This window comes from Streptomyces otsuchiensis (genome assembly GCF_004305975.1).
GTDB classification, from domain to species: Bacteria; Actinomycetota; Actinomycetes; order Streptomycetales; family Streptomycetaceae; genus Streptomyces; species Streptomyces otsuchiensis.
On record NZ_BHZI01000214.1, the window covers coordinates 1 to 10,185 of the forward strand.

At 75.0% G+C, this 10,185-nt stretch carries 11 protein-coding genes and 1 tRNA gene; 9 read left to right on the forward strand and 3 right to left on the reverse strand.

Annotated features, from left to right (window positions below; all coding sequences use genetic code 11):
• Positions 1 to 6: 6 nt before the first annotated feature.
• Positions 7 to 102 (reverse strand) — tRNA-Sec (locus tag E0D90_RS19040).
• Positions 103 to 163: 61 nt separating this feature from the next.
• Here E0D90_RS19040 and selD point away from each other — a divergent pair.
• From selD to E0D90_RS19070, 7 genes are all read left to right on the forward strand, one after another.
• Positions 164 to 1,171 carry a selenide, water dikinase SelD gene (selD, locus tag E0D90_RS19045; RefSeq protein ID WP_130799382.1) on the forward strand — a complete coding sequence of 336 codons (1,008 nt, stop codon included), beginning with the start codon at positions 164 to 166 and terminating at the stop codon, positions 1,169 to 1,171.
• A 118-nt stretch (positions 1,172 to 1,289) separates the two neighbouring features.
• Complete coding sequence (locus E0D90_RS19050; protein WP_103500208.1) at positions 1,290 to 2,024, forward strand: hypothetical protein; 735 nt, start codon at positions 1,290 to 1,292, stop codon at positions 2,022 to 2,024.
• Positions 2,021 to 2,671: a MauE/DoxX family redox-associated membrane protein gene (locus E0D90_RS19055; protein WP_130799383.1), complete on the forward strand. Its 651-nt coding sequence runs from the start codon at positions 2,021 to 2,023 to the stop codon at positions 2,669 to 2,671. The genes E0D90_RS19050 and E0D90_RS19055 overlap by 4 nt, the downstream gene beginning before the upstream one ends.
• Complete coding sequence (locus tag E0D90_RS19060) at positions 2,671 to 3,321, forward strand: hypothetical protein (protein ID WP_227870323.1); 651 nt, start codon at positions 2,671 to 2,673, stop codon at positions 3,319 to 3,321. Before E0D90_RS19055 ends, E0D90_RS19060 begins: the two co-directional genes overlap by 1 nt.
• The gene (locus E0D90_RS19065; protein WP_130799384.1) at positions 3,318 to 4,277 is read left to right on the forward strand and encodes a peptidoglycan-binding domain-containing protein; all 960 of its coding nucleotides are present in this window, start codon (positions 3,318 to 3,320) and stop codon (positions 4,275 to 4,277) included. The genes E0D90_RS19060 and E0D90_RS19065 overlap by 4 nt, the downstream gene beginning before the upstream one ends.
• A gap of 26 nt (positions 4,278 to 4,303) precedes the next feature.
• Positions 4,304 to 4,456, forward strand: coding sequence for a hypothetical protein (locus E0D90_RS26685; protein ID WP_157996894.1), 153 nt, complete (start codon positions 4,304 to 4,306; stop codon positions 4,454 to 4,456).
• A gap of 63 nt (positions 4,457 to 4,519) precedes the next feature.
• Entirely contained in the window at positions 4,520 to 5,044 is a 525-nt protein-coding gene (locus E0D90_RS19070) for a hypothetical protein (protein WP_227870324.1), read from the forward strand.
• A gap of 57 nt (positions 5,045 to 5,101) precedes the next feature.
• Here E0D90_RS19070 and E0D90_RS19075 read toward each other — a convergent pair whose 3' ends face one another.
• Positions 5,102 to 5,770 (reverse strand): NERD domain-containing protein, encoded by a 669-nt coding sequence (locus E0D90_RS19075; protein WP_130799385.1) that lies wholly within the window; start codon positions 5,768 to 5,770, stop codon positions 5,102 to 5,104.
• Between the two features lie 185 nt (positions 5,771 to 5,955).
• On the opposite strand from E0D90_RS19075, the gene E0D90_RS19080 reads away from it, so the two are divergent.
• Positions 5,956 to 6,348 (forward strand): NUDIX hydrolase, encoded by a 393-nt coding sequence (locus E0D90_RS19080; protein ID WP_103500170.1) that lies wholly within the window; start codon positions 5,956 to 5,958, stop codon positions 6,346 to 6,348.
• Positions 6,349 to 6,444: 96 nt separating this feature from the next.
• Here E0D90_RS19080 and E0D90_RS19085 read toward each other — a convergent pair whose 3' ends face one another.
• A complete protein-coding gene (locus E0D90_RS19085; RefSeq protein WP_130799386.1) occupies positions 6,445 to 8,271 on the reverse strand; it encodes an ABC transporter ATP-binding protein in 1,827 nt (608 codons plus the stop codon).
• Between the two features lie 377 nt (positions 8,272 to 8,648).
• Here E0D90_RS19085 and E0D90_RS19090 point away from each other — a divergent pair.
• On the forward strand, positions 8,649 to 10,185 hold a 1,537-nt coding region (locus tag E0D90_RS19090), incomplete at its 3' end, for a phytoene desaturase family protein (RefSeq protein WP_130799387.1).

The window sequence follows — 10,185 nt, forward strand, 5'->3', positions numbered from 1 at the left end:
GAGGGGTGGCGGAGGTGTATGGGAATCGAACCCACCCGGCCGGGGTTCCCGGCCGCATCGGTGTTGAAGACCGTGGGGGCCACCAGGCGCCCGCCCACCTCCGCGCAGGAGTGTACGGTCCCGGCCGCTGACGGGGCGCCATGGCCTGGGCTAGGTTCTGCGGATGACTGCGACGACACGGCTGACCCAGTTCGCCCACGGTGGCGGATGTGCCTGCAAGATCCCGCCCGGTGAGCTGGACGCCCTGGTGGCCGAGCTGGGTGGAGCCGGGCCCGCGGAGCCGCAGGCCGAGTTGCTGCTCGGTCTCGCGGCGGGCGGGGACGACGCGGCGGTGGTGCGGACCGAGGGGGGACGGGCGGTCATCGCGACGGCCGACTTCTTCACCCCGGTCGTCGACGACGCCTACGACTGGGGCCGGATAGCGGCAGCCAACGCCCTGTCCGACGTCTACGCGATGGGCGGGGAGCCGGTGCTGGCGGTGAACCTCCTGGGGTGGCCGCGCCAGCGGCTGCCGATGGAGCTGGCCGCGCGGGTGCTGCGCGGCGGGCTGGACGTCGCGCACGCGGCCGGCTGCCATGTCGGGGGCGGGCACAGCGTCGATGACCCGGAGCCCAAGTACGGGATGGCGGTGACCGGGATCGGTGACCCCGGCCGGCTGCTGCGGATGGACGCGGCGCGGCCGGGGCTGCCGCTGACGCTGACCAAGCCGCTGGGGGTGGGGGTCCTGAACGCCCGTCACAAGGCGACGGGCACCGTCTTCCCGGAAGCGGTCGCGGCCATGACCACACTCAACCGCGACGCCTCGCGCGCGGCGCTCGCCGCCGGCCTCCGCGCGGGCACCGACGTGACCGGTTTCGGCCTGCTGGGGCACCTGTTCAAGCTGGCGCGCGCCTCCGGGGTGACCGCCGTGGTGGACGCGGCGGCGGTACCGCTGCTGGAGGGCGCGCGGGAGGCGGTGCGTGACGGTTTCGTGAGTGGCGGGAGCCGCCGCAACCTCGACTGGGTGGCCCCGCACACCGAGTTCGGCGGGGCGGTCACCGAGGCGGACCGGCTGCTGCTGGCGGACGCGCAGACCTCCGGCGGCCTGCTGCTGGCCGGTGAAATTCCCGGCCATCCGGTGATCGGGGAGCTGCTGCCGGCCGGGCCGTTTCCGTTGGTGGTCCGGGGCTGACGGGCGGTCGGGGCGGGGCCGGAGGGACCGGAGGCACGCCGGAGGTTTTATTGACGGTACATTGACAAGACTTTCGGTGGCTCATTACCGTCTGCGGACCCCCTCCACCGGAGATTCCATGACCATGGCCTCCCCCGTCAGTCACCAGGCGCTGGACGGCGTCTCGTTCCGGCTCGACGGCGATCCCGATCTCGACCTCGGCGGTCCGGCGACCTCCGCCGCCGATCTCTCCCTCGCCGGCCGCCTGGTCGAGATCACCTCCGGCGAGGCGACCCTGGGCGAGGACGTCGCCGAGGCGCTCGGTATCGACGACTTCGACTCCGAGCTCTCCTTCCTCGGCGGCACGCTGCGTACCGCCGTCACCCAGGAGTACGAGGCACGGTCCCAGCTGGCCGAACGCCCCATGCTCGTCGTCTGGCAGGGCGAACGGTCCAGCCTGGTGCTGCGGCTCTACGGCGTCACGCTCGACGACGTCGTCCACCTGCTGCGCCCACTGCGGATCACCGAGTCCCTCGACGGACTCAGCCTGACCACCCCCGAGGACGGCGGCTACGGCTTCACCCGCCCCGCCTCGGTCATCAAGGAGATCCCGGGCCTCGGACTCGTGGAGATGAGCCGCCCCACCCGTGAGGACACCGCGCAGCTCCCGCCCTGGGACGGCGCGGCGGTCGCCTCCGGACGGCTCTACCGCGACACGCTCTCCGACGGGCAGACGTTCTTCCTGCTGTCCGGCGAGGAGCTGTGGGCGACCGTCGTCCCGCTGGAGGGCGCCGCCGAGCAGGTCGCGGCCCGGCTCGGCGGGCTGAGGCTGTCGGTCTCCGGGGCCGGGGCGCGGCGGGGCGCACGCTCATGACGGTCCTCGCGGCGTCCATGGCCACGGGCATCGTGGTCCTGGTGCTCGCCGCCGCGGCGGCCGGGCACCTGGCCCGGCCCTCCCATCTCACCGACGCCGTCCGGGGTCACCGGGTGCTGGGCGCCGCGCTGGCCCCGGCCGCCGCCGGGGGCGCCATCGCGGCCGAGGCGCTGCTCGCCGCGGGTGGCGTGACTGCGGTGCTGCTCGGCCACCGGGGCGCACTGGCCGGCGTACTGACGGGCGCGGCCGCGCTGTTCGGCTGCTACACGCTGTACGCGTGGCGGGCGCTGGCCTCCGCCCCGGCGGGGACGCCCTGCGGCTGTTCACGCACCGAACTGCCCGTCAGCGGCTGGGTGGTGGGGCGTGCGGCGTTGCTCGCCGGCACCGCGGCGGGTGGCGCCGCGCTCGTCGCGGCCGGTGCCGCCGCGCCCGCCGGCCCGGCGGAGCACACCCTCACGGCGCTGGCCGCCGCCACCTGCGCGCTGCTGGTCTGGCAACTGCCCGCCGCCGCGTACCAGCCCCGGCCTTTCCCGCGCGTGGTGGCCGTCCCGGGCGGGCCGCACCCGGCCGCCGGGCCGGCGCACGGCGACGGCCCGGCCGGCTCCCCCACCCGGCCGAGGCCGGCCCTCGAAGGAGGCATCCGCTGATGGACTTCACGACCAGCGCCCTGCTCGCGTCCTGGGTGGCGATCTTCCTGCTGGGCCTCGTGGTCTCCGCGCTGATCCGTCAGGTGCAGCAGCTCTCCCGGCAGCAGGCGGGCACGCCGGTGCGCCGGGCGGGCCCACGCCCGGGTGAACCGGCGCCGGGCCTGGCCGGCTTGGCCCGGCGACCCGTCGGAGACGGCCGGAGCGAGAACGACGACGGCCGCGGCGGCCAGGACATGGCCACCGTGCTGCTCTTCCTCTCGCCCTCCTGCCGGGTCTGCGCCCAGGTCCTCGCGGAGGCGGACAGCCGGGTGCGGGCCTCCGGGTCCGAGGGGCCGGCCGTGCACGTGCTCTACGCCGAGGCGGCCCCGGACGACGGCACGCCGCGGGCGGTCCCCGTCAGCACGGGCCGGTCCGACCTCTTCACGCTCTACGACGCCGTGGCCACCCCGTTCGCCGTCGTCGTGGGCGCGGACGAACGGGTACTGCGGTCCCAACCGCTCGGTTCGGTCGGCGCGTTGCGCACCCTGCTGGACTCGATCACCCCGCCCGGGGACGCGGCCCCGGCCACGGTGCCCGTCTCGCGCGGCACCACCCCCACCGTCCCGTCCGGCGCCGCCGGCCCGCCCGAACGGACCAGGAGCGCCCGATGACCTCACTGGACGACATCCCCCAGCTACGTGTCCCCGGCGGCGCGGCGAGCGGCGGCACGGCGAGCGCCGCCAGGCGCACCCGGCTGCCCGGCCGTCCCCGCCCCGCGACCTCCGCGCCGCGCGCCGGCGGGGTGCGCAGGCGCCGCTTCCTCCAGGGCGCGACGGTGGCGGGCTTCGCCGCGCTGACCGTCTTCACCCCGGCGCGGCAGGCCTACGCCGACGGCTACGACATCTGGGAGGGCGACTGCCCCTCCTACGCCTCCGGCCACGACTGCTCGCCGGGGTGCGGCCCCAGCACGGTCTTCGCGGACGCCTGTGTGACCGCCGGGGCGTACGCCGGTTTCCACAAGAACGACGGCGTCACCTGGACGCTGCGCCCCAACCAGTGCTACTCGGGGACCTACGACGGGTGGCTGTGGCGGTTCAGCGAGCCGTGCGGCACGTGCGGCTGCGGCATCGAGCGCCGTTGTCACGACGGCTACCGCAGCACCGGTTCGGGGTGGGTGCGCTCCATCTGCCGCTGGACCACCGAGTGCGGCTGTCCGGGGGCGGTCGACTGGCCCACGGTGGCCCGGGGTGCCCGGGGGCCGGATGTGACGGCGGTGCAGCATCTGCTCACCCACCGGGGCGTGGCCACCGACGCCGACGGCGTCTTCGGCCCCGACACCCAGGCCGGGGTGACCGCCTTCCAGCAGGCCGGTTCGCTTCCGGCGACCGGCACGGTCGACGCGGCGACCTGGCAGGCGCTGATCGCGACGGTGCGGCAGAACGACCGGGGCGACGCGGTGCGCGCCGCGCAGGTCCAGCTCACCAAGCACGGCCACGACCTGACCGCCGACGGCATCTTCGGTCCGCTGAGCCACAGCGCCACCACCGCCTTCCAGCAGCTGCACGACCTGACCGCCGACGGCATCGTCGGCCCCCAGACCTGGCGCCACCTCACGGGAACCGTGTGAACGGCTCCCCGCCTCCCGGAACCGGCGTGCCCTCCACGCCGCGCCGCCTGCTCACCGGGCCCCTGGTGCCGGTGCTCGCGATGGCCTCGGCCGCCGCGGCGCTGGCGCCGTTCCTCCCGGTGCTGAGCTGGGCGATCACCGGCGGGCTGGGAGGGTACGCGCTCTCCGGCTCCGTTTGAACGCGGAACAGCGCTTTCGCGCTGGCCTCGCCAGGTTGGCGGGCACTGCACCGGCAAGCCGCGATGCTCGGGGTCTTCACCACCGGGCTGCTGATCGGCGGCATGCTGTCGGCCACCGTGCTGTGGCTGTTCTCCGGGCTGCTCCAGCCGCTTCCACCGGGCTGGCGCCACGGTGTGATCGTCGTGTTCGCCCTGGCCTGCCTGGCGCGGGACGCGGGGGTGGCACGGTTCTGGATGCCGCAGAACGCGCGGCAGATCCCCCAGGAGGTGCTGCAGCGTCATCTGGTGCGCGGCACACTGCAGTTCGGCTTCGAGCTGGGCACGGGCGTGCGCACCTACGTCTCCTCCAGCGCCGCGTACGCGCTGGCGGTCGCGGTGCTGCTCTCGGGGGCCGGGATCGGTACCGCCCTCGCGGTCGGCTGCGGGTTCGGGCTGGGCCGGGCGGCGACTCCGGTGGCCCGGCGGCTCTCGGGTGACCCGGCGGGGTGGGACCGGCGACTGGGGGCCCGGCTGCGGCTGCTGACGTGCGCCTGCTGCGGGGCCGTCGCGGTGCTGCTGGCCATCACGGGAAGCCGGGTCGTCGGCTGACCTGGGGCCGCGCCAGGCCGGCCCGCGCGGCAGCCGCTCCCCTCAGGCGACGCTCCCTCAGGCGACGCTCCACACCCGCCGGTCCCGGGCCACGGCATGGATCGCCTCGACCAGGTCGGGGCGCAGCACGCCGCCGCGGGCACCGAGCGCCGGCAGCTCCGGTTCGCGCAGCACCCACACCCCGGCCGTTCCGCCGGCGGAGCGTCGCACCCGGGGCGCGCCGACCACCACCAGTACGGGCCGGACGGCCACCGGGAACCCGCACCCGACGGTGAGCGCGTGCGCGGCCCGTCCGGCGCCCCGCCGGGCGAGCCTGACCTCGGGCTCGCTGCTCACCCGACGGCCACGGGCGAGGCGGAGAGCGTCGTCGTCCACCTGTGCGGGAGCACCGCCCGTGTGCGCGGCGCGCACCGCGAAGACGCCGCCGGGGCCGGCCGTCAGATGCGCCAGGACCGCGTGGCCGGGAAGCGGCACCGAGTGGAGGGTGTACCAGCCGAGGGGCGCAAGGGCGTCCAGGGCGGCGCCGGTCGCGCGCTCGGCCGCCAGGCGGTCGTGCTGTGGCCGAAGGCGGCGCAGCAGCCGGGACGGGCCGCCGGTTCCGACGGGCAGCGGCAGCAGCGCCTCGCCCGGCCGGTTGGGCGCCAGGTCGTCGTCGGGGTGGAGCCAGAGCGCGCTCCCGCCCGCGTCGGGGCGTCGGTCGTCGTTGTCGTCGCACCGCTGGTCCATGGCCGCTCCCGCTCTCCATGACACCACCACCGGGCCGTCCGCCGCCACCGCCGGACCCGGCGGGTGGGCCCGGGCCGGGTGCTGGACGGGGCGGGTGCTGGACGGGGCGGGGAGCACCGTCTCGGCGGTGGGAGAATCGGGCGGCCGGAGACCCGGCGCCGGGAAGGGGAAAAGTACGGATGCGGATGATCGACACGGTGGCCTGGGTGTGCCTGGCGGACGGCAGGATCCTGGGCACGAGGTCGCGTGGCAAGGAGCTGTTCTACATCCCCGGCGGCAAGCGCCATCCGGGCGAGAGCGACACCGACACGCTCTTCCGGGAGGTGCGCGAGGAGGTCGACGTCGCTCTGGTGCCCGGCACGGTGGAGCACTTCGGCACCTATGAGGCGGACGCCGACGGTCACGGCGAGGGCACGCTGGTGCGAATGGCGTGCTACACCGCCGACCACAAGGGCGTGCCGGTGGCCTCGGGGGAGATCGAGGAGCTGGAGTGGCTGGGCTACGCCGACCGTGACCGGACCGCCCCCGTGGACCGGGCCGTCTTCGACGACCTGCGGGCGGCCGGCCGGCTCCGCTGACGGGCGCGGGGCGGCCGGACCCGGACCCGGGCGCGGGGGTGGCGGAGCCGGTGGCCGACGTCACGGACGGACGGCGGCCGGCCGTTCTCGTGCGGCTCAGGAGGTCACATCGGCCGACTCCCGGTGCCCGGCGTCCCGCCGCAGCAGCGCCGCGTACCGGCCGTCACGTTCGACCAGCTCCTCGTGGGTGCCGCGCTCGACGACGTGCCCGCCGCTGAGGACCACGATCTCGTCGGAGTCGCGGATCGTGGAGAGCCGGTGGGCGATGGTGATCGTGGTGCGGCCGGCGGCCAGGGCGTCGATGGAGGACTGGACCGCGCGTTCGGTGCGGGTGTCCAGGGCGCTGGTGGCTTCGTCGAGGATGAGCACGGGCGGGTCGCGCAGGATGGTGCGGGCCAGCGCGAGCCGCTGCTTCTCTCCGCCGGAGAAGCGGTAGCCGCGCTCTCCGACGAGGGTGTCGTAGCCCTGGGGCAGCGCGGCGACGTGGTCGTGGATCTGCGCGACCCGGCAGGCGGCCTCCAATTCGGCGTCGGTGGCGTCGGGCCGGGCGAAGCGGAGGTTGTCGGCGACGGAGGCGTGGAAGAGGTAGGTCTCCTGGGAGACCACGCCGACGGTGCGTGCCAGCGAGTCGAAGTCCAGATCGCGGACGTCGGCTCCGTCGATGGTGATCCGGCCGCTGGTCACGTCGTAGAGCCGGGGCACCAGGTAGCCGAGGGTGCTCTTGCCGGAGCCCGTCGCGCCGACGACGGCGAGGCTGCCGCCGGCCGGGACGGTCAGGTCGACGGCGGTGAGGACCGGCGGCGCCCCGCCCGGGTCGTAGGAGAAGGTGACCTCCTCGAAGCGGACCTCGCCGCGTGCGCGGCCGAGCCGGGTCGGCTCGGGGGGCTCGGTGATGTCGGGGGTGAGGTCGAGGTACTCGAAGATCCGCTGGAACAGTGCCAGCGACGCCTGGATGTCCACGCCGGTGGAGAGCAGGGCGACGGTGGGGCGCAGCAGCCCCTGCTGGAGCGTCACGAAGGCGACGAGGGTTCCGATGGAGGGGGCTCCCCCGCCGGTCTGGAACATCAGTCCCGCCGACCAGTAGAGCAGTGCGGGGATGGCGGCCATGATCATGCCGATGGTGGCCATGCGCCAGCGCCCGGCCATGGAGGAGCGGACCTCCAGATCGACCAGCCGGCCCGACTCGCCGGAGAAGTCGGCGGTGAGCGAGTCGGAGCGGCCCATGGTGCGGCCGAGCAGGATGCCGCTGACGGACAGCGACTCGGTGACCTGGGCGGCCATGGCGGCCATCTGCTTCTGCCGCTGGGTGACGATGCGGCGCCGTTCGCGGCCGACCCGGCGGGCGATGGCGGCGAAGGCGGGGAGCAGCAGCAGGGAGACGACGGTCAGCCGCCAGTCCAGCGCCAGCATCGCGACGACGGTGGCCACCACGGCGGTGACGTTGGAGACGAGCGAGGTGGCCGTGGAGGTGACGGTGGCCTGCATGCCGCCGATGTCGTTGGCGATCCGGGACTGCACCTCACCGGTACGGGTGCGGGTGAAGAAGGCCAGCGGCATCTGCTGGAGCCGGGAGTAGACCTGGGTGCGCAGGTCGTGCATGACCTGCTGGCCGACGCGGGTGGAGATCAGGGTCTGGAGCACGCCGAAGACGCTGCTGAGCACGGCCGCGACGATCATGCCGAGGGCGAGGAGTCCGAGCAGCCCGGTGCGGGCCTCGGGTAGCGCGACGTCGATGATCTCGCGCAGCAGGAAGGGGGAGGCGACGGCGACCACGGAGGAGGCGGCGACCAGGGCGCCGACCACACCGAGCCGTCCCCGGTAGGGGTGGAAGAGCGACAGGATGCGTCGGAGCTGCGCGGGCGGCTGCGGTGCGGCGTTCCGCTCCTCGGGCGGTGCGCCCCGCCAGGGCGTGTCGTGGTGCAATGTGATCCTTAGGGGGGATTTGTGACAGCGGCGACAGTTCAGACTACGGCGGCCGGACCGTCGCCGGAGCGGTACTCCGGAACTGGCCGTCGGCTTGCGGACCGTGTCCGGGTTTCTTCCTCCTCGCTCGCTCCCGACCGGGTGCGACCGGACGCAATCGCATGGCTCCGGCCCATCTGGCGCACGAGGCCCATCCGTCACCCGCCGCGGCGTGCCGGGACCCGCGATGACGCCGTTCCCCCGGAGATCCGCCCCGTCCGGCGCCGAACGCGGTACCGGCCACGGCGGTACGACGACGGTGACCACCACGGCGCACGCCGACGCGGCGGGCGCACAGGTGTGGCCGGAGCGCCGCCGGACGTGCTACCAACCGGGTCATGGTTGCCCACACCCACTATGACGCGGTCATCGTCGGCGGCGGACACAACGGCCTGGTCGCCGCCGCCTATCTCGCCGGAGCCGGACGCAGCGTGCTGCTCCTGGAACGGCTGGGACACACCGGCGGTGCCGCCGTGTCCACCGAGCCGTTCGCCGGGGTCGACGTCCGGCTCTCGCGCTACTCCTATCTCGTCAGCCTGCTGCCACCCAAGATCGTGCGGGAGCTGGGGCTGCGGCTGACCCTGCGGCGACGCCGGGTCTCCTCGTACACGCCCGTCCGGCGGGAGGGCCGGGAGACCGGCCTGCTGGTCGGCTCCGACACGACCCGCACCCGGGAGTCCTTCGCCCGGCTCACCGGGTCGGACCGGGAGTTCGACGCCTGGGAGCGGTTCTACGGCATGACCGGGCGGCTGGCCGAGCGGGTGTTCCCGACCCTCACGGAGCCGCTGCCGTCGCGGGCGGCGCTGCGCTCCCGGATCGACGACGACGCGGCCTGGCGGGCGCTGTTCGAACGGCCGCTGGGCGAGGCGGTGGAGGACGCCTTCGACGACGACCTGGTGCGGGGGGTGGTACTGACCGACGGCCTGATCGGGACGTTCGCCTCCGCCCACGACCCCTCGTTGCGGCAGAACGCCTGCTTCCTCTATCACGTCGTCGGTGGCGGGACCGGCGACTGGGACGTCCCCGTGGGCGGGATGGGGGCCGTGACGGACGCGCTGGCGGCGGCGGCGCGCACGGCGGGCGCGGAGATCGCCACCGGGCACGAGGTGCTGTCGGTGTCCTCGGACGGCGCCGGCGCGGAGGTCGGCTACCGCGACGGGGACCGGGAGCGGACCGTGTCGGCGGGGCGCGTGCTGGTCAACGCGGCGCCCCGGGAACTGGCCCGGCTGCTGGGCGAGGAGCCACCGCCGGCCCAGGACGGGGCGCAGTTCAAGGTCAACATGGTGCTGCGGCGGCTGCCGCGACCGGCGGACCCGGACGTCGACCCACGTGAGGCGTTCGCGGGGACCTTCCATGTCGCGGAGGGGTACCGCGATCTGGAGACGGCGTACCGGCAGTCGGCTGCGGGCGGCTTGCCGGCGGCCCCACCCTCGGAGATCTACTGCCACTCGCTCACCGATCCGTCGATCCTGGGCGCCGAGCAGGCGGCGCGCGGCTGGCACACGCTGACCCTGTTCGGGCTGCACACCCCGGCCGCGCTCTTCCGCGAGGACAACGCGGCGGCGCGCGAGCGGCTGCTGGCGGGGACGCTGGCGGAGCTGGACCGGACCCTGGCCGAGCCGATCGCGGACTGCCTGGCGCGGGACGCGGACGGGCGGCCGTGCCTGGAGGCGAAGACGCCGGTGGACCTGGAGGAGGAGCTGCGGCTGCCGGGCGGCAACATCTTCCACCGCGATCTGGCGTTCCCGTTCGCCGACGACGAGAACGAGGCCGAGGCCGCCGGGCGCGGCGCCGCCGACGGCGAAGCCGAGAGGGACGCGCGGCGGTGGGGCGTGGCGACCGGCCATCCCAACGTCCTGCTGTGCGGGGCGGGGG

Bases quoted from the DNA above. Each gene is read 5' to 3' on its own strand.
- E0D90_RS19075 (WP_130799385.1), bottom strand. From the start codon at position 5,770: ATGGACCAGCGGTGCGACGACAACGACGACCGACGCCCCGACGCGGGC.
- E0D90_RS19065 (WP_130799384.1), top strand. From the start codon at position 3,318: ATGACCTCACTGGACGACATCCCCCAGCTACGTGTCCCCGGCGGCGCG.
- selD (WP_130799382.1), top strand. From the start codon at position 164: ATGACTGCGACGACACGGCTGACCCAGTTCGCCCACGGTGGCGGATGT.
- E0D90_RS19080 (WP_103500170.1), top strand. From the start codon at position 5,956: ATGATCGACACGGTGGCCTGGGTGTGCCTGGCGGACGGCAGGATCCTG.
- E0D90_RS19050 (WP_103500208.1), top strand. From the start codon at position 1,290: ATGACCATGGCCTCCCCCGTCAGTCACCAGGCGCTGGACGGCGTCTCG.
- E0D90_RS19055 (WP_130799383.1), top strand. From the start codon at position 2,021: ATGACGGTCCTCGCGGCGTCCATGGCCACGGGCATCGTGGTCCTGGTG.
- E0D90_RS19070 (WP_227870324.1), top strand. From the start codon at position 4,520: ATGCTCGGGGTCTTCACCACCGGGCTGCTGATCGGCGGCATGCTGTCG.
- E0D90_RS19060 (WP_227870323.1), top strand. From the start codon at position 2,671: ATGGACTTCACGACCAGCGCCCTGCTCGCGTCCTGGGTGGCGATCTTC.